This window comes from Pseudoalteromonas nanhaiensis, assembly GCF_051235485.1.
In the GTDB taxonomy this organism is placed as follows: Bacteria; Pseudomonadota; Gammaproteobacteria; order Enterobacterales; family Alteromonadaceae; genus Pseudoalteromonas; species Pseudoalteromonas lipolytica_C.
In genome coordinates this window covers 130,257-149,708 of the sequence record NZ_JBPNYQ010000007.1, presented here as the reverse complement: position 1 = coordinate 149,708, position 19,452 = coordinate 130,257, and the positions used below count along the sequence as shown (strand labels likewise).

The 19,452-nt window shown below is 41.1% G+C and carries 17 protein-coding genes; 3 read left to right on the top strand and 14 right to left on the bottom strand.

What is annotated here, in order from left to right; all coding sequences use genetic code 11:
• Positions 1 to 48: 48 nt before the first annotated feature.
• The 8 genes from ACSFVZ_RS09040 to ACSFVZ_RS09005 all read right to left on the bottom strand — a co-directional run bounded on the left by ACSFVZ_RS09040 (position 49) and on the right by ACSFVZ_RS09005 (position 9,883).
• Positions 49 to 4,149 carry a beta-helix domain-containing protein gene (locus tag ACSFVZ_RS09040; protein WP_435558656.1) on the bottom strand — a complete coding sequence of 1,367 codons (4,101 nt, stop codon included), beginning with the start codon at positions 4,147 to 4,149 and terminating at the stop codon, positions 49 to 51.
• Between the two features lie 290 nt (positions 4,150 to 4,439).
• Complete coding sequence (locus ACSFVZ_RS09035; protein WP_235383876.1) at positions 4,440 to 5,747, bottom strand: tetratricopeptide repeat protein; 1,308 nt, start codon at positions 5,745 to 5,747, stop codon at positions 4,440 to 4,442.
• Between the two features lie 17 nt (positions 5,748 to 5,764).
• Positions 5,765 to 6,370 (bottom strand): energy transducer TonB, encoded by a 606-nt coding sequence (locus ACSFVZ_RS09030; RefSeq protein WP_065979085.1) that lies wholly within the window; start codon positions 6,368 to 6,370, stop codon positions 5,765 to 5,767.
• 12 nt (positions 6,371 to 6,382) lie between these two features.
• Positions 6,383 to 6,796, bottom strand: coding sequence for an ExbD/TolR family protein (locus ACSFVZ_RS09025; RefSeq protein WP_036971869.1), 414 nt, complete (start codon positions 6,794 to 6,796; stop codon positions 6,383 to 6,385).
• Between the two features lie 45 nt (positions 6,797 to 6,841).
• Positions 6,842 to 7,369: a MotA/TolQ/ExbB proton channel family protein gene (locus ACSFVZ_RS09020; protein WP_054552070.1), complete on the bottom strand. Its 528-nt coding sequence runs from the start codon at positions 7,367 to 7,369 to the stop codon at positions 6,842 to 6,844.
• A gap of 3 nt (positions 7,370 to 7,372) precedes the next feature.
• Positions 7,373 to 8,740, bottom strand: coding sequence for a MotA/TolQ/ExbB proton channel family protein (locus ACSFVZ_RS09015; protein WP_199527713.1), 1,368 nt, complete (start codon positions 8,738 to 8,740; stop codon positions 7,373 to 7,375).
• A gap of 10 nt (positions 8,741 to 8,750) precedes the next feature.
• Positions 8,751 to 9,503 (bottom strand): DUF3450 domain-containing protein, encoded by a 753-nt coding sequence (locus tag ACSFVZ_RS09010; RefSeq protein ID WP_062565605.1) that lies wholly within the window; start codon positions 9,501 to 9,503, stop codon positions 8,751 to 8,753.
• Between the two features lie 176 nt (positions 9,504 to 9,679).
• Positions 9,680 to 9,883: a hypothetical protein gene (locus ACSFVZ_RS09005; protein ID WP_435558654.1), complete on the bottom strand. Its 204-nt coding sequence runs from the start codon at positions 9,881 to 9,883 to the stop codon at positions 9,680 to 9,682.
• A 105-nt stretch (positions 9,884 to 9,988) separates the two neighbouring features.
• Between ACSFVZ_RS09005 and ACSFVZ_RS09000 the strand changes: the two genes are divergently transcribed.
• A complete protein-coding gene (locus tag ACSFVZ_RS09000) occupies positions 9,989 to 10,798 on the top strand; it encodes an alpha/beta fold hydrolase (protein WP_435558653.1) in 810 nt (269 codons plus the stop codon).
• Between the two features lie 98 nt (positions 10,799 to 10,896).
• On the opposite strand, the gene ACSFVZ_RS08995 is transcribed toward ACSFVZ_RS09000, so the two are convergent.
• From ACSFVZ_RS08995 to ACSFVZ_RS08970, 6 genes are all read right to left on the bottom strand, one after another.
• The gene (locus ACSFVZ_RS08995) at positions 10,897 to 11,367 is read right to left on the bottom strand and encodes an RES family NAD+ phosphorylase (RefSeq protein WP_435558652.1); all 471 of its coding nucleotides are present in this window, start codon (positions 11,365 to 11,367) and stop codon (positions 10,897 to 10,899) included.
• Entirely contained in the window at positions 11,367 to 11,819 is a 453-nt protein-coding gene (locus tag ACSFVZ_RS08990) for an Xre family toxin-antitoxin system antitoxin (protein ID WP_135926452.1), read from the bottom strand. The genes ACSFVZ_RS08995 and ACSFVZ_RS08990 overlap by 1 nt, the downstream gene beginning before the upstream one ends.
• Positions 11,820 to 11,921: 102 nt before the next feature.
• Positions 11,922 to 12,527 carry a DsbA family protein gene (locus ACSFVZ_RS08985; RefSeq protein ID WP_435558651.1) on the bottom strand — a complete coding sequence of 202 codons (606 nt, stop codon included), beginning with the start codon at positions 12,525 to 12,527 and terminating at the stop codon, positions 11,922 to 11,924.
• Complete coding sequence (locus ACSFVZ_RS08980; RefSeq protein WP_435558650.1) at positions 12,528 to 13,607, bottom strand: GGDEF domain-containing protein; 1,080 nt, start codon at positions 13,605 to 13,607, stop codon at positions 12,528 to 12,530.
• Between the two features lie 21 nt (positions 13,608 to 13,628).
• On the bottom strand, positions 13,629 to 15,518 hold the full coding sequence (locus ACSFVZ_RS08975; protein WP_138558693.1) for a methyl-accepting chemotaxis protein: 1,890 nt from the start codon (positions 15,516 to 15,518) through the stop codon (positions 13,629 to 13,631).
• Positions 15,519 to 15,868: 350 nt separating this feature from the next.
• The gene (locus ACSFVZ_RS08970) at positions 15,869 to 17,140 is read right to left on the bottom strand and encodes a sugar MFS transporter (RefSeq protein ID WP_138558694.1); all 1,272 of its coding nucleotides are present in this window, start codon (positions 17,138 to 17,140) and stop codon (positions 15,869 to 15,871) included.
• A gap of 137 nt (positions 17,141 to 17,277) precedes the next feature.
• Between ACSFVZ_RS08970 and ACSFVZ_RS08965 the strand changes: the two genes are divergently transcribed.
• The gene (locus ACSFVZ_RS08965) at positions 17,278 to 18,495 is read left to right on the top strand and encodes an AGE family epimerase/isomerase (protein ID WP_138558695.1); all 1,218 of its coding nucleotides are present in this window, start codon (positions 17,278 to 17,280) and stop codon (positions 18,493 to 18,495) included.
• Positions 18,495 to 19,448 (top strand): carbohydrate kinase family protein, encoded by a 954-nt coding sequence (locus ACSFVZ_RS08960; protein ID WP_435558649.1) that lies wholly within the window; start codon positions 18,495 to 18,497, stop codon positions 19,446 to 19,448. The genes ACSFVZ_RS08965 and ACSFVZ_RS08960 overlap by 1 nt, the downstream gene beginning before the upstream one ends.
• The last annotated feature ends 4 nt before the right edge of the window (positions 19,449 to 19,452 follow it).

Here is a 19,452-nt window from a genome sequence, read left to right as displayed (position 1 = left end):
AAAACTAGAAGCTGGCCGGGGTTGCCCCCGACCATGGATTAGAAGGGCTTAGTTAAGACCTACTTTTACCCAACCTGCTGTCCAGTCTGTTTGCGCATCCATTGCACCGATGTAATCTACTTGGTCGAAGAAGCTATTTAGGCTTGAAGCATCGAAACCGTTACCAAGTAGTGCTGATTCTGCACTTGGTTGATAACCGTTGTCGCTAAGACCTAACATAGCTGCGTCCATGATAGAGTTACCTTCTTGGCCTTCGAACCAAGATTGAACATTACCCGTGCCAATTGCTTGGCTTGAGAAGTTATTATCTGCTGTACATGCAACTACTGAGTGGCTGATTGTTAGTGAACCATCTTCAGCGCGAGGAGCTGAATCCGCACCCACTCGTAAGCAGTTTTTATAACCTTCACCACCTGTTACTACTACGTTTTTCAGCATACCCGCAGTACCTGCACGTAAACGGATACCGTTTACACCATCTGCACCGATGATAGTTACGTTAGAGATAGTAGGTGTAGTTAAAGGTGATGCATTTGAATCAAACTCTGAGTTATCAGCTTCAATTGCATTATCACCTTCTGAAGAAGACTGCTTGATTAATACATATTGTGCATTACCAGTCCAACCGAATGACCAATCTAGCGAGTCATCACCGATGTTTGTCAGTACTAAGTGGCTGATGCTTGCAGTACCACCGAAGAACTCAACACCGTCATCCAGGTTTTCGTGAACGTGGATATAATCAAGTTCAGTTTGGCTACCAACACCTGCAAGTGAAATACCGTTAAGCTCATCACCGTTACCAAGTGTTTTACCTGCTTGTTTTACAACAACATACTTAAGTGTACCTGAGTTATCTTCTGGTTGGTTACCACCGAATTGACCAGCATCACCTTCTGCAGCAACACCACAGTTTGCAAGTTCATCGGCTGTTGTTTCACCCACTTGGTCACCACAAGAGTTAGCTGGTGCGTTACCAAGAAGTACCACACCACCCCATTGACCAATGCCCGTTTCAGCACCTGTCATATCTTGGATTGATGTCATCACGATTGGTTGAGTTGCAGTACCTACCGCTTCAATCTTAGAATCACGACGAACAACTAAGAAGTCATCACCGCTTTCACCGATTAGCGTTGTACCAAATTGAACATAAAGAGTAGCACTATCAGTGCGGTCACCACCCACTGCTGTACGACCTTTAAGGATCCAGTGAGCATCGTTAGTTAGAGTTACGTCAGATGTGAAAACAACATCTTGTGCTAACTGATACACAGGCTTATCGGTAATTTGTGGGAAGCTTGCAGAAACATCAGTCGCTAGACCTTGTTCCATTGCGTTTGTGATATCTGTAGGGAAGCTAGGGTTAACAGCAACTGTCCAACCTTCCATCCAGTTATTGTCACCGTCAAATGCACCAATGTAGCTTGTTTTAGTGAAGAATGGGTCAAGCTCTGACGCATCAACACCTGCACCTAATAGCGGCGAGCTTGATTTAGGTGTGAAACCATCTGTAGCAAGGTTTAATGTCGCTGCAGTTAGCGTTTGGTTACCAGTTTGACCTTCGAACCAAGATTGAACATTACCAGAACCAATTGCTTCAGTACCGAAGTTATTCTCTGCACTACATGCTACCACTGAGTTTTCGATAGAAAGCTCACCAGACTCAGCATTTGCAACAGAGTCAGAACCTACACGTAAACAGTTTTTGTAACCTTCTGGGCCTGTGATAACCATGTTACGGATAACACCCGCTGTACCTGCGCGAAGACGAACACCGTTTTTACCGTCAGCACCAACAATCGTTACGTTAGAAAGTAATGGCTTAGTTAATGGTGTAGCGTTTGAATCGAATTCTGAGTTATCAGCTTCGATTGCATTGTCACCTTCAACTGATGATTGTTGGATATATACGTTTTGTGCACGACCTGTCCAACCAAATGACCAGTCAAACGCGTCATCACCAATATCAGTTAGTACAACGTTACGAACGTTTACAGTACCACCGAAGAACTCGATACCATCGTCAAGGTTTTGGTGAACTTGGATGTATTCAACTTTTGTTTTAGAACCAACACCCGCGAATGAAATACCATTTAGCTCATCGCCGTTACCTAATGTTTTACCTGCGTGTTTAACAACAACATAACGAACAACACCTGAGTTGTCTTCAGCATCGTCACCACCAAATTGACCTGCATCACCTTCAGCTGCAACACCACAGTTTGCAAGCTCCTCCGCTGTTGTTTCACCTTGTTGGTCACCACATGAGTTAGCCGGTGCATTACCAAGTAATACTAAACCACCCCATTGACCGATGCCTGTTTCTGCACCTGTCATATCTTGGATAGATGTCATAGTAATTGGTGCTGTTGCATTACCATTAGCATTGATTTGTGAACCACGACGAACAACTAAGAAGTCATCACCTGTTTCACCGATTAATGTAGTACCTGCTTGAACATATAATGTTGCGCTATCGGTACGGTCACCACCCACTGCTGTACGACCGTTTAAGATCCAGTGAGCGTCATTTGTTAATGTTACATCTGCTGTGAATGTTGTATCTTCAGCTAAACGATAAACAGGCTTGTCAGTGATTTGTGGGAATTCAGATGAAACGTCTGTCGCAAGACCTTGCGCCATTGCATTTTCGATATCAGTAGGGAAGCCACCATTGATAGCAACAGTCCAACCTTCCATCCAGTTGTTTGTTGCACTAAATGCACCGATTTGACCATTTGCTAATAATGGTGAACCAGCTAAAGGCATATAACCATTATCATCTAGCATTAAATCAGCCGGTGTTAGAGTTTGGTTACCATCTTGGCCTTCAAACCATGCTTTTACAGTACCGCCATTAATGGTTTCACTACCGAAGTTATTCGCAGGTGTTTGACAAGCAACAATAGAGTTAGTGATAGTGAGTGAACCATCTTCAGCGCGAGGAACTGAATCAGAACCAACACGTAAACAGTTTTCATACGTTGCAGGGCCTGTAATGAAAACGTTTTTCAGCATACCTGCAGTACCTGCACGTAGACGAATACCATTGTTACCTTCAGCACCCACGATTGTTACGTTTTCAATTGTAGGGTTAGTCAGTGGTGTAGCGTCTGAATCAAACTCTGAGTTATCCGCTTCAATCGCGTTGTCACCTAAGTTCGCAGCTTGTTGAATATATACGTTTTTCGCAGTACCAGTCCAACCAAATGACCAATCTAGTGAGTCATCACCAATGCTTGTAAGTACCACGTTGCTTACGTTTACTGTACCACCAAAGAACTCAATACCATCATCTAAGTTTTCGTGTACTTGAATGTAATCAACAGTAGTTGCAGAACCAACACCTGCAAATGAAATACCGTTTAATTCGTCACCATTACCCAGTGTTTTACCTGCATGTTTAACAACTAAGTATTTCAATGTACCTGAGTTATCATCTGCAACGTTACCACCGAACTGGCCTGCATCACCTTCTGCTGCAACACCACAGTTTGCAAGTTCGTCTGCCGTTGCTTCGCCTTGTTGGTCACCACATGAGTTTGCTGGTGCATTACCAAGAAGAACTAAACCACCCCACTGACCGATAGACGTTTCAACATTAGTCACATCTTGAATCGAAGTCATTGTGATTGGCTGGCTTACAGTACCTACCGATTCGATTTGTGAACCACGACGAACAACTAAGAAGTCGTCACCCGATTCGCCAATTAATGTAGTACCTTGTTGGATGTAAAGAACAGCATTATCTGCACGATCGTTACCAACCGCTGTGCGACCATTTAAAATCCAGTGAGCGTCATTTGTTAACGTTACATCTGCAGTAAAAGTAGTATCTGCTTTCAAACGGTAAACTGGCTTATCAGTGATCGTTGGGAATTCTGAAGAAACATCTGTCGCTAAACCTTGTGTTAAGGCATTTTCGATGTCAGTTGGAAAACCTGTTGTCGCATTTTGAGAATCATCACGACCTGACTGATCGCCGCCGTTATCACCATTGTCACCACCGTTATCGATGATATTAGTGATGTTATCGCCTTCATTTACAGTGGTGTCGCCTTCTTTAACGACTAAATCACCACCACAACCAGCTAAAGAAACTGCAGCAGCTACCAGACTAACTTTAAATAAGTCAGATAATTTCATTGTTCACTCCGTTAAGATAGATATTTAATTATTGTGTTAGCGCATAAACTCAAGTCACCAAAAAGCACTGAAACTTAATGCTTTTGGGTCACTTGAGTTTTAAACTGCGACTACCTTACGGGAGCTGTATGACAAACTAGTTACACTTTAATAAACATAAAATGACAATATTAATTAATTAAAAAAGAGGAAGTTAGTTAATTTCAAGAACGGAAAAAAGCCGCCCGAAGGCAGCTTTGGTGTTGCGATTATAAATTAGTTCTTTTGTACGCTTACCTGTTGAATACAATTTAGAGTAAAGCGGTACGTAATGTTTCGGCGTGCACTTTTTCACGCTTCACATACTTGATCCATTGCTCAGCTAAACGCTGTGACTTTTTGTGCTTTTCAGCTTGCTCAAACGCTAAAATCGAGGCATCAAAGTTTTGTAAATTGTACTGCGCCATACCTAAGGCAACATACACATTTGATTCAAACTCTAAACCGCCTTTATCGAGCGCTTTACGCGCTGCATCCGCTGCTTCTTCGTATTTTTCAAGGTTGATACTCACCTCGGCAATACGCTGATCGTACTGGCCATGTGTTACTAAATCAGCTGCTTTTGCAAAGTATTGCAGCGACTTTTCGTCTTCTTTAGCTTGCACCATTGCTTCTGCAACAAAGGCGTAGTTTTTTGCTGATTTTTCAGCCACACCATCTTGCATTGCTTTACTCATCACTTTCGCAGCTTTAAAAGCCAGGCCGTTGTATAAATACACTTGTGATAATTGACGTAAATCTGATTTAGATTTCATGAAACCTTGTTGATAGGCCGCTTCTAAAATCGCTAATTGCTTTTTCTCTGCGCCCGTTTCACCGTACATGCCACCTAACTGAACCCAGTACTCTGGCTTGTTATAAAGCTTCACTAAGCGTTCAAGTACCTCGACCACTTTGTCAGACTGATTAAGTGAGTAGTACATTGCACGCTGTAAGATTAACCAGTTTTCTTTTGGCATTTCGCCTTTACTGTCGGCTTCTGCGATAGCAAGGTTAATGTTTTCAATGCCTTTTTGGTACTCTTTAAGCTGATAATAAGCTTGTGATTTCAATACGTAATAAGCATCTGTTTTAGGCTTGTCGTTAATCGCATCCCACTGTGCTAAATATTTGATTACCTTTTCGTAATCGCTATTAGCCATTGCAAGTTGCGCCAAGCTAAAGGTGGTGCTTACACGTAATGTTTCTGGGATCGCGTCTTCGTTTACTACTTTTTCAAACGACGCAATTGCTTTATCTAAGTCGTTTTCGTTGTAATAAATAAAACCGTAGAAATTATGCATCATGGCAATTTCATACGAGTTCATGCTTGAAGAGCGCTCTTGGATACTATCAAGTGCTTCTAGCCCTGCTTTTGCATCTCCATCATCAGCCAGCTTTTGTGCTCGTGCTAATTGGCTATACACTTTTTCGCGCAGTGCAGGTACTCGTTTGGTTTTTTGCTCCTCAGCGTAAGCTGTTGCCAGTGTGACACCTGGTAACATGCTAACAACGCTTGGGACTACAAGGCTGCTTGTGAAAGCAGCCGCGCAAATCACGGCAACTTTTAAAGGTTTCATAATCGCATTCCTCTTTTCTAACCGTTAATTTGGAAAGAAATTTTGTTCTGTACGCCCGCTACTTCAACAGCTTCACCGTTAACAACGCGCGGTTTATATTTAAATTTAAGTGCTGCATCCATCGCAGCGCGGTCAAACAATGACTCTGGTTCAGCTTTAATCACTTTTGGGTCACGTACTGTGCCTTGCTTAGTTACTGTAAACTCAACAATCACATAGCCTTCGATTCCACGTGATAAAGCTCGGCGCGGATAAACAGGCGCTACTTTTACAATCGGTAGGTATTCACCGTCGCTTGATTCAAGCGCTAACCCCCCGGATAAATTAACGTCGGCTTCAACACTGGCACCAAAGTCAAAATTGGCATTGCTCGCGTTAGGATCACTGTTTTGCATTTGCGGTGATTCCATTGGCGGAGGTGGCTCTTTTGGCGTTGGTGGCTTTTGCGGTTTACGTTCTTTCTTTTGCACTGTCTCTTCTTTTTTCAGACGAACAAAATCAAGTACGTTTCCTTTTACGGGCTCAGACATGGCCCCTTCACCACCGGTGATCAGTGCCTGCATGCCTAAAAACAGCATGACAGTCACGATACCCGCGATGATTAATGCAACTATATAACGCATCGCTCACATTCCTTATGATGCTTCTTGCGCAGCAATCGACACATCAAATGCGCCTGCAGCACGCGATGCATCCATTACTTTGATAAGTACATCGGTTGTGGCTTTCTTATCAGCTTGAATAACCACGCTACCTTGTGGGTTTTCGGCTTTTAAGCGCTCGATATTTGCTTGTACTGCACGAACATCGACTTGGCGTTTGTTGATCCAAATTTCACCTTTGTCAGAAATAGCAACTAAGATGTTGGCACGCTCTTTTTTCACTGCCGTTGCCGCTTCAGGGCGGTTTACATCAATACCGGCTTCTTTTACGAATGATGCTGTTACGATAAAGAAGATAAGCATGATGAAAACAACGTCTAGCATTGGCGTCATGTTGATTTCTTCAGCGTCGTCTTCTTGAAATAAATTACCTAGTGGCGCTCTCATTGTTAGTCTCCTAGTGGGTGATGCTTACATCACCCTAAAATTCGTTTAGTGGTCTAAGACCATGTTGTCTTCAAGTAATTGCACTTCGCGTTTTGCACGACGTTGTAAGAACGTTGATGCGAATACCCCTGAAAGTGCACCCACCATACCGGCCATTGTTGGGATAGTGGCTTTAGACACCCCTGATGCCATCGAACGTGCACTGCCTGTGCCTGTGATTGCCATTACATCAAATACTTCGATCATGCCGGTTACGGTACCTAACAGACCTAAAAGAGGACATAACGCAACCATTACGTTAATTAGCGCAAGGTTATTATTTAGTTGCATGCCAGCGCGTGAAATCATCGCTTGGCGAATTTGCTCTGCGTTCCAGCTGTTACGCTCTGCTCTATTGCTCCAAGTGCTTTTTACGTCTTTCTTGTAGCGTTTAAAGCCACCAAAAAAGTACATAAAACGCTCAAGTATCAATAACCACATCGCGAAGATGAGGACCCCGATGACCAAGAGAACTTGGCCACCTGTGTCGAGGAAATCACGTAGAGCATTGATTGCATCAATCAATAGCACCATGATTTATGCTCCTTTCTCGCTTCGCTCTGCGATGATACCTGCGCTTTGCTCTTGTAAAATCAACAGCATGTTTTTAGAACGCGTGTTAAGAAGTGTGTATAAGAATACTGTTGGGATAGCCACAACCAGACCAAGTACCGTTGTTACAAGTGCCTGAGAAATACCACCCGCCATTAGTTTAGGGTCACCTGTACCGAACAAGGTAATTGCTTGGAAGGTGTTAATCATACCGGTTACCGTACCTAGTAGACCAAGTAATGGTGCTACTACAGAGATAATCTTAATTAGCGTCAGGTTACGGGTAATTTTTGGCATTTCACGAATGATTGCTTCGCTTAATTTAAGCTCAAGTGTGTCGTACGCAACATCTGGGTACTGATCTTTCACTTTCATTACACGACCAAGTGGGTTGTCATCACGTGCCACTGTGTCTTTAAGCTGACGACGGATTTTGCTACCCATAATCATCAGAGATACAAAACGCTCAAGTGCAATTAGTAAAGCGATTAAGCCAACACCTAAAATGATGTAACCAACTGTACCACCTTGGTGAACTTGCTCTTCAGTATCTGGTGCTTGTACTAAAAGACCTAAGATTGAACCACCTGTTGGGTCAAGTGCGAACGGTACAACGCCTGATTTTGCTTGTTGTAAGTCTGTAGCAGTTGCTGTGTAACGGCTGCTTGGCTGACGCGTAAGCTGGCTGATTGTATTTGTAGCCGGTGTGTACTCTAGGTACTTACCATCTGCGATTAAGTTAAATGCACCAACACGTACCACTTCTTTTTGTGCTTTGCTGCCACCTTCAACGATAACATCAGTCGTAAAGCGAGATACTTTACCTTGTTCAGTCATTTCGCGTTGTAATTCAAACCATACTTTTTCGATATCATCGATTGAAGCAAGCTTTGACGTTGAACCCATTTTTTGTGCTAGCTCATCCATGAAGTTACTACGACCTGGAAGCTCAGCAGAAACAACTGACGTCATGAATTTATTGCTTGAATCGCCTGCTACTTGTTGTAACACACCGAATAGCTCTTTAAGTGAACCCATACGGTTTGAAAGCGTGTCTGTTAAGTTAGCTAGCTTTACTTCGTTTTCTTCAAACTGAGTTTCTAAACGCTCAGACTCGTTAAGCATTGCAGTACGTTTTGCTTGTGTATCTTTAAGCATTTGTACTTGTTCGTTTTGACGCGCCATGAACTCTTGTTCACGTTGCTTATTCTCAGCGCTTTGTTGTGCTTTACCTTGCTCTAATGTTTTTAGTAATGAGTCTAAATCCATTGGCTCAGCCGCTAGGCTGCTACCAGCAAAACCAAGGCCAGCTGCAAACACGGCCATTTTTGTCATTTTCGTTAATAATTTCATCTCAAACCTCTTATTCAGCAGCGTGGACTGGCAGTGTTAACATATCTGGGGCAAGTTGCTTACGTGCAATGCGTAAACCTTTGTTGATTTGGCTGATTGCAGAATCTGGTAATTCAACAAACGATTTTGTTTCTTTATCCCAGCTACCTGCTTTTTTGCCATCGCGTGTTAAATAAATAAGTTCTAAACGACCAATGCGTAAGAAATCCACTTCGCGCTCTTGGCCATCTACATTAAGTAATGCTGTGTACGCTTCGATAGTGCGACCGTAATCAACTTCTACTTGGTAAGCTTCAAGTAAGCGGCGGAATTTTTCACTTGAAGTGATGTCTGCGCGGTCCATCATTTCTTTTAATGATGCAATACGCTTGCTACGCTCTTCAGTTAAGAAAGGTACGTCTAGTGCAACAAATTGCTCAAGACCTGTGATCATACGCATCATTAACGGCGTGATTTGACGCTCGATAACCGATACCTGATCCATTGACTCGTTTAACGCGTCCATTTCAGCAATTTGGTTGTTTAATTGCTTAGTAAGTTGCGCGTTATAAACAGTTAAGCCGTCAATTTCTTTATTAAGGGCTTTGAATTGTTGTAAACGACCTTGCATTGAATCGGCAATCTTGTCGATTTTAGTTTGTGATTGCGCTGCAGATTTGTTTATCTCGCTGCTTTTATCAATTACTTTATCTAGATCGTTTGCATGTACTGCTGCAGATGCCGCTACAATACCTGCTAAAATCAGTGGTTTAACGCCTTTCATCGCATACACCTTTACTCGTTAAGTTAGCTTAATTTGCTAGTTGGGTTGTTTTATTGTGCGAAAGGATAACGATGAAAAATGACAAGCATGTTGCGCAAAAAATACAAAAATATGACAGCTGTAACAATTAGTTTATATTGCGCAAGAATAAGGCAAAAGTTGCAGGGTTTCCGGGACTAAATATGGGATAGTATTTGCTGATAAGTGCTTTGCCAGTCTTGATAATTAACCGGGATAGCAGCATACTTCCCTTTATTTTCAAGGACTAACGACGGAAAACCTTGAATGGGTAAGCTTCTGGCTTGGTTTATTTCGGCCATAAGCAATGAATTTATTTTTTTACTTTCAATTTCTTTAATGAATGCGTTTTTTTCTAGCAATTAGTTAATGACTCTGATACTAATTTAGCAGCACTTGGAGCCCGAAAAATATTTAGATGCACATATTTTTCTCATGGTAAATAAGTCAGTTTTATGGATGAGCATATGAAAGTCACCATTTTTTTAATTTCAGCCTATTTTGCAATTGGGGCGGCTTTATTACGCTTCGCGATTCCATTTTTTCTTTTCCCAACCATAGAGCTTGAGCAACCCACATTCGAAGTCGAAAAATATACAATTCAAGAAAATGGTTTAGAAATCATTGCACGATCATACGGTATGAAAGGAACTCCTTGCCTTTTTTTCTTTCCTGGCCAACATGGTGGCATAACTAGATATGAGAGAGAAATAGCAAATAACACCAAATTTAAATCTTTTAATACAATTATCCTTTCTTATCCATCTCAAGATGGTGCTTCAGGTAAAGTCACAAACTTGGAAGCTTTTAATGACTTAGTCGTTCAGCTTATAAATAAAACTAAAAATGATAGTGACTGTTCAAAAACCTTTTTTTATGGCCGCTCTTTAGGTGCGATGTTAGCTGCAAATGTTTCGGTGAATGTAAATTCTCAAGGAATAATTCTTGAAAGCGTAGCTCTCTCCCTTGATAGAGCAATAGAAACTAAACTTCAGAATAAATGGTATTTATACCCCTATCAGATTTTACCGATTAAGCTGTTATTACCACATAACTACATTATTGAAGACTTACTACAGAAACAAAAAACGGCAAATATATTAATAGTTCAAGGGAATCAAGATAGCATCACGCCATTAAATCAAATTGAAGATGTTGTTACGCGTAATAGGATAAGTTTATTAAAAATTGAAAATGGCAATCATTCTTCAACGTTTTCTTTAGCGCAAAATCAGATCAGCTCAATCATTAGCCATTGGTCTCAACAGTCTGAATGAAATTCAAAGCTTAAATCAAATTGATACAGTGAAGTTATAAAGCGTTAGCCAGGCGCAGATATAAACTTGCTCAATAAAATTTTCGTTAATAATAAAGGCTATTTAAAAATTCGTGGATCGAACTCAAACTCAAGCTTTTCAAAATTTTTAAAACTTTCTTTCATTGCGGGATGGTTTGGATTTACAACATAGTTGTTATCTCTAGGAGAGATTATAGATGGCACCTGGAGTGCCGCAAATTGGGGCTGTGACACATTCAGAAATTCATCTCCAATTTCCTGTGTCTCCTCACTAACTGGTATATTTCTCCACGTGTTTGGTAAGTCTTCTTTATCAAGTTTTGCTATAAATTCGTCTGGAACTTCAATTCGGTAAAGATCATATTTATCGACAATATTTGGATCATTGTTTACATGAACAAAGACTTCTAATGAACAAAGGGATTCTGATTCAGCGAAATACAATGCTTCAGTCCCTTTTGAGTTCCATCTACCACCAAATAACTTTGCTCCAGCAGGACTAAAAGGTGTATCTGCAAATTTTTTTTGTGTTAAACGGTACATTTTCATTATGAAAATACACCGTGCTCAACTCTACCGATAAGATCTTTTACAATTTCAAAGTCTACAGTTGTAGACACCATATCTAACGGCCTTTTGCCTCCTAACCCATAGACACTTTCACGCATCCATTCTAATGCACGTTTCTCATCATTAAATAATTCAGTAGCTAACTTAATAAGCATTGCTAGCCTATAAATCGCGTCACTTTCCTGGGTGTTAAAGCGTTCTCCGTTTTTGAGTCGGCGCTTAATAGTGCTCACTGGTATATGAGTAACACTATGAAACTCGTTCTGAGACAACTTTGTTTTTTCGATAATATTGCGATATACCTTAGGTTTAAATCCTTGGTGTACCGCATCCATACGAGCTGTTTTGGCGTCTTCAATGCCTAGAGCAATCCAAAAACTAGATTTGTTATCGCGACTCGGTTTAAAACTTTTTAATTCAGCATTTGCCATAACAGCTCCCAAAAAAAATAGACCATATGAGCTTACAATATTGGCTCAAATGAGCCCAACTTGCAATAGCTGATCAAAAATAAGCCAAATGCAAAAACGAGATTAAATAGTATCAATTAATTGCTGATAAGTGCTTTGCCAGTCTTGGTAATTAACAGGAATAGCAATGTAGAGTCCTTTATTTTCAAGGACTAACGACGGAAAACCTTGAATAGGTAAGCTTCTGGCTTGGTTTATTTCGGCCATAAGCAATGAGTTTATATTTTCACTTTCAATTTCTTTAATGAATGCGTTTTTTTCTAACCCAATTTGCTCTACAAGGCTTACAAGGGTGCTGATGTCCGATGGATTTTGTGCATTTAAGTAGTAAGCTTTTTGAATGGCGTAGAGCATTTCGTGCTCTTTATTGTGTTGCCTTGCCACAAGCACTGCGCGGCATGCTGGGTAAGTAGAGCGACGTGGTTGAGCGGTTTGCCAAAACTCATAATTAAACGGTGTGCCAAGTTGCTGCTCTATTCGCTTCCATGTTTGCTGTAAAAACTGCTGCATATCTTTTGGCATTGGCTCATCTGAATCGGGAGCAAGGCCACCCACTTTATATTCAATAGCAAGTTTACCACCAAGGGCTGCTTGGAGTTTTAACCAAGTTTCTCTGTAGCCCCAACACCAACTACACATGGGGTCGTAAACATAAATTAGCTTTGCCATTTAGCTTATCTCACTCAATTCCGACACTACTAAGTTACGCCCTTTTGCTTTCGCTTTATAGAGGTTGTCATCAGCTTGCTTAATTGTTTTACTAAACTGGCTTCCACGGTCTAGGCTAGCAATACCAATGCTGCAAGTAATGGTAACAGACTGCCCAACATCATAGGGGATTTGCTTTTGCGCAACATAAGCACGTAACTTTTCGGCTACAGCATGAGCAATCTGAATCCCTGCCTTAGGCAATAAAATGATGAACTCTTCGCCGCCATAGCGTGCTTTTATATCTGTGCCACGCAATTTATCGTGCAACATAGCAGTAAACGCTATCAAGACCTGATCACCAAAGTCATGGCCATAACTATCGTTGAGAGATTTAAAGTTATCCAAATCAATCAATAATACCGACATGGGTAAGTAGTTTGCCGCTTCAGCTTCAAGGCGAGGCTGAATATGTTCATAAATATAACGACGATTCGCAAGGCCTGTAAGAGGATCGGTCAAGGCATCGCGCTTTTCAATTAAAGTGATATCAGCAATCTTTTGATGGCTTTTTTGTCTGAAGTATTCACTAATTGCAGAAAACAAAATCACCATGGTAAAAGAAGCTAAAAAACGCGACATTTCGACTGGCCCGTATCTAGCTTGACCAATATCTGGCCCGAGTAATAAAACCAATGCACTTAAGTACATGCTACCGACAAGAATACTGCCCGTTCTTAAGCCTAATGTGACATAGCTGACAATAGGGTAAAACATCAACCAATACAGTGCCGTATTTTCTTTGCCACCGGTATAAACCAAAGACATGCATAACAACAAAATAATAGACAAAATGATACTGGTTACCAAAACCAGCGCACCAGTACGGAAGTAATACAACATACATAAAACAATGGTTATATCACTTACCAATAACATCACTGTCAATTGCACTGCGTAAATATGGTAGTTAGACAACACTAACGAAGTGATCAATACGATGGCAAAAAACGCCATAGTAAATAACGTGAAAGCACGGCGTTGTTTATCCGCCGTGTCGACACTGTTTATGGTGATGGCACTAAGCCAGTTTTGTTCCAATTGTAAATGCTCGGTGTAAAATTAAACTTTAAATTTCAAAACAAGTTTTTCTAATTCATAAAACTGTGCTTTTAGCTTAGTGCATTCATTAAGTGTATTGTTAAGGTTACTTTGACCTTGATTAGATAGTTCGCTAATCGAATGAATGTCACTGTCTAAGCTCTGGATCACGTGGTTTTGCTCAGTCGTAGCATTGGCAACACTGTGATTTACGTCGTCAATTGATTCAATAGCTCGTGTGACTTCAGCCATTTTATCGCCGGCAATACGTGCCTGCTCGACACTCTTTTCGCTATCGCGAATACTGGCAGTCATTACTTCTACCGCCGAGGCTGAGCCTTGTTGTAACTGAGAAATAGTGTCTTCGATTTCTTGGGTAGATTGTTGTGTACGATGGGCTAGTTGACGCACTTCGTCAGCAACAACCGCAAAACCACGACCCGCTTCACCTGCACGGGCCGCCTCAATTGCAGCATTAAGCGCTAGTAAGTTAGTTTGTTCACTAACACCTTTTATCACTTCGAGAACTTGGCCGATGCTTACTGTGTGTGCATCTAAACTATTAATAGTTTTTTGTGCTTGCTCCATATTACGAGACAAAGCATTAATAGCCTCTAAGTTATCAGCTAAGGCAGATTGGCTTTGTAAAGATTGGCTATTAGCACTGGTTGCTAACGTTGATGCATTACTAGCACTATTGGAGATTTCTACCGCGCTAGATGTCAGCTCATTGATTGCGGTGGCAACGTTATCAGTGCGTTTTGTTTGGTCTGCATACATGTCGAGGGTGCCTTGAGTTTGATTAACTAAACTCTCAACTAGGCGTTCAAGTTCAACGGTGGTATTTTTAACTTGCTCGATTGATGTATGAATTTTTTCGATAAACGCATTAAAGTAATGGCTTAGCTCGCCAAACTCGTCATTGTTTTCAACCTCAAGGCGGCGGGTTAAATCGCCCTCACCTTGCGCAATGTCTTTAATTGCATCGTTTAAGCGCTGCATTGGACGCATTAAATAGCGAAGTAAAAACTGCATCATTAATACAATCGCAACTATACCCATCAGCATGTAGATAGCCGCCATATTTCTAAATGAAGCAACTGATGAATAAGCAATTTCTTCGTTGATCACCACTCCTAAATACCAATCAACGTTTTGAATCCCTTTAATTTTAGTGAACGAAACAAGTTTATCTAAACCACCTACCTGTACTTCTACAAATTCAGATTTTAACGACAGGCTTTTGCCAAATAAGTCGCGCATGTTTTTATCGTTAAATTTAGTTTCTGGGTGGCTTAAAATTCGCCCTTCACTATCAAGTAAAAAACCATAACCGAAACCTAAAAAGTCAATTTCGTTGACGATTTTAGTTATGGTTTTCATATCGATATCGGCACCTGCAACACCACTAAATACGCCGTTTGCTTGCATTGGTGCTACAGCCGAAATTGTCAGTTCATTAGTTGTTACATCAATATAAGGGGCTGTAAATGCAGTATTGGTTTTGTTCTCAACCAGTTTGTACCATGGACGTGTTGTAGCGTCGTAATCGGGTGGCAACACAACAGATTGGTCATTCAACACAAAGGTGCCGTCAGTGATACCAATATAAGTATTTTTGAAATTACCGGCTTTGTCAGCTGTATTGAGTTGTGTGAGTGTCAGTTCTTTACTGTCGCCAAGTTGATATGTGTCTGCAACCGACGAGACAATCGCTAACTTAGCATTCAACCAGTTGGCTATGTTTTGCGACACTGACTGAGAAATCTCTTGTAGAACCAGCGAAAGCTGCTCCTGCGTTTGGCTGCGCATAGAGATGAAGTTGTTAATCGTGAATAAACCGAGCACGATCACTAAAACCAGTGATGCAGCCACAGTTACCTTGGTGGTAAATTTAAGAGTGCTTTGCATGACAAACCTGTTTGTTATTTTTTTCGTTGTTAGCGCATTTATATTTAACAAATTTAGAGCTCTTTGTCTTATAAATTTAAGCTAAAACTAGAAAAAACGTTCATTATTGAAAATAAACGCTTTCCATAAAAATCAATTACTTTGTTAACGGCAGCAAATCCTGCATCTAAAGTAAATTATTAGATCAATTTAAAAAACACAGTACTGGAACGTTCCTAAAAAACAGGTAAAAAATACATTCTGAATACGTATTCATTAAATCTATTTGTCATTTAACTTTGTTTATAAGACTGAATTACAAACATAAAAAACCCCGCATCTCAGTGCGGGGTTTTTTATTAAATAGCTATTTAAGCTATGCGTTTCTTCCAGCTATCAGCCAAACGTACAACGTTTAAGCCATACCAAGCGATAAATGCATAACAAATCACTGGTACAAAGAAGCTTTGCTGAATACTAACCGTATCTGCAACCACACCTTGTACTAATGGTACTAAGGCACCACCAACGATTGCTAAGCATAACCAGCCCGAACCTTTACTAGTAAGTGAGCCTAAGCTTTCGATTGCAACAGAGAAAATAGTTGGGAACATAATTGAATTGAATAAACCAATCGCTAGTACTGAGTAAAGCGCTACATCACCTTCAGTGAAAATAGTCACTAATAGCAATACAATAACCATCATGGCATTAAAGAATAACGCTTTTGAAGGCGCAATCTTTTGCAGTGCAGCAGAGCCAATAAAACGACCCACCATAGCACCACCCCAGTAGTAAGCAATTAGGCTTGCAGCCGCATGCTCTTCAAGGCCAGCAATATGCTCTTCACCAAAGTAATTTACTAAGAAGCTACCAATTGAAACCTCAGCACCTACGTAACAGAAGATACCCACAACACCCATCATTAAATGAGGTGCTTCAGCTAGGCTGTGGCCTTTCGCTTTACAGTCTTGCTCTTCTGTATGCTCTGCAATTACTGGTAATTTAAAGAAGGCAAATACCACAGCAATAGTCAGTAATGCTGCTGCAAGCATAAGGTAAGGTACTTTAACCGACTCAGCGGTTGCTGCGTTTGCAGCTAACGTACCCGCTGTACCGAAGAATAAAATACCACCCACATATGGGCCAACTGTTGTGCCTAGTGAGTTAAGTGCTTGTGCTAAATTTAAACGTGACGATGCCGTTTTTTCAGGACCTAACGCCACAACATACGGGTTAGCTGATACCTGTAATACGGTAATACCGGCTGCAAGTACAAATAATGCACCTAAGAATAACCAGTACTCATGCACAACAACCGCTGGGTAAAATAACATACAGCCGATTGATGCCACGACTAAGCCAGTTAGTACACCGTTTTTGTAGCCCATTTTTTTAACCAACATACCCGCTGGTAGCGAAACGATAAAGTAAGCACCAAAGAAACAAAACTGAACCAGCATTGCCTCTGTGTAGGTTAGATCGAATACCCCTTTTAAACGCGGGATTAAAACGTCATTTAAAACTGTAATGAAGCCCCATAAAAAGAACAGGGTTGTCATTGCCGTCAGTGGTAGCAGGTAGTTTTTATTTTGCTGCGAACCATCGGCGACAAACGATTGGTTTGTATTTATTTCACTCACGTGGTTTTCACTCCGTTAACAAGTTACCCTTGATTCTACACATTGAAGCAAAAATAGCACAAAGATTTACTAGGAACGTTCCAATATTTTTATTTCCTGCTATAGTTGCAAAACGAACATAGATTTATTGATACACCATGGCCACAGTTGACTTTAAAAGCCCTGTTTTTCTTAAACAGCACATAAAAGACATCCTTGCTTTTTATCATCCTCATTGTGTTGATCATACAGCCCATGGCTTAGCTGGGTTTTATCAGTATTTTAAAAATGATGGCGCAATTTACGATAAACAAACTCGTCATTTAGTATCGAGTACCCGCTTTGTTTTTAACTACGCGATGGCGTATATCGAGTTCAAAGAACCTGAATATTTAAGCCTTGCTAAACATGGTTTAGCCCACCTTGAACATGCGCATAAGCAAGCATCCGGGGGTTATGCTTGGCTTATAAAGCAAGATGAGAGCGGCAAGGTAACTGTTTTAGACGATACCAACCATTGCTACGGGCTTGCCTTTGTATTGCTTGCAAACGCAGTTGCGTTAAAAGCAGGCATTAGCGATTGTAAAAATACCATTTCGCAGGTATGGGACTTATTAGAGCAGTACTACTTTGAACCCCAGCATAATGCCTACTTAGATGAACAAAATGCCGACTTTAGCCATGCAGATGACTACCGAGGCCAAAATGCCAATATGCATTTATGCGAAGCCTTACTCATGTGTTTTGAAGCAACCAACGAGACCCGTTATTTAAAGCGTGCTAAACAGCTTGCCGAGACCTTTACAGTAAAACTAGCTGCACACAGCCAACAGTTTGTCTGGGAGCATTACAATAAAAACTGGCAAATCGATTTAGATTACAACAAAGATGACCCACAGCATTTATTTAGACCTTGGGGATTTCAGCCAGGTCATCAAACTGAGTGGGCAAAACTGTTACTTATTTTACACCGCCATATTGATGAACCTTGGTTGGTAACGCGCGCCAAAAGCCTGTTTGATGAAACCCTAAGCATTGCATGGGATCAGCAACATAGTGGCATTTTCTATGGCTTTGCACCAGATAAGCAAATTTGTGATAGCGATAAATACTTTTGGGTGCAGGCCGAGTCATTAGCGGCAGCGGCCCTACTCGCTGATGCCACAAATGACGAAAGCTATTGGCAATGGTACGAAAAAATTTGGCTGTACAGTTGGCAGCATATGGTAGATCACCAATATGGTGCTTGGTATCGTATTTTATCTGCCCAAAACCAACCTTACAGTAACGAAAAATCGCCAGCAGGCAAAACTGACTACCATACTATGGGTGCCTGCTACGAAGTATTAAGAACCTTAACCTTGAGGAATGCATAATGAGTTTAGTGTGTTTTGGCGAAGCATTAATCGACTTTTTATCAGATGGTAAACAACCAGAGTCATTTACCAAATACGCAGGTGGCGCACCTGCCAATGTGGCTGTTGCAGCAGCAAAACTAGGCCTAAACACCAGCTTTTGTGGCATGTTAGGCGATGATATGTTTGGCCACTTTATTAAAGATGAGCTAGATCAACATAGCGTTAATACATCTTATTGCCGCTTTACTGATGCAGCCAAAACAGCGCTTGCATTTGTATCACTTGATGAAAGTGGTGAACGCTCATTTAGCTTTTATCGCCCACCAGCCGCTGATTTACTTTATAGCGTAGACGACTTCGACCATGCAATGTTTGCAAATCACGCCATCATGCATGTATGCAGCAACAGTCTGACTGAGCACAACATCTATCAAACAACAATTTATGGTTTAACTCAGGCGAAAAAAGCCGGCGCGATTTGTAGTTTTGATATGAATCTGCGCGAAAACCTCTGGCCAAGTATGCGCCATACACTCGATAGAATGTGGCATGTTATATCTTTGGCAGATATCGTAAAACTCTCATTTGAAGAACTTGAGTTTTTAAATCAAAAAAGCCATCAAGCAATGCCACTTGAACATACCATTGATGCCATTTTAAAGGCCGGTGTAACCTGCTTGCTGGTAACCAATGGCGGTGAAGCTATTAGCTTCTATCACGCAGATTTTAAAGGCCAAGTTAGCCCACCAGCTACAAAAGTAGTTGATACCACAGCCGCAGGCGATGCCTTTATCGGTGGTATGCTGTCAAAGATTGGTCAGCATTGTGAAAACAAACAAAGCTTTAAAGCGTTTTGCCAAACCCCAGCAAATATTGAACAAACCATTGCTTATGCAGCTAAAGCTGGCGCTTTTGCAGTAAGCCGCTATGGTGCATTTGCTTCATTGCCGAGCGCGGCCGATTTAGCCTAAGAAT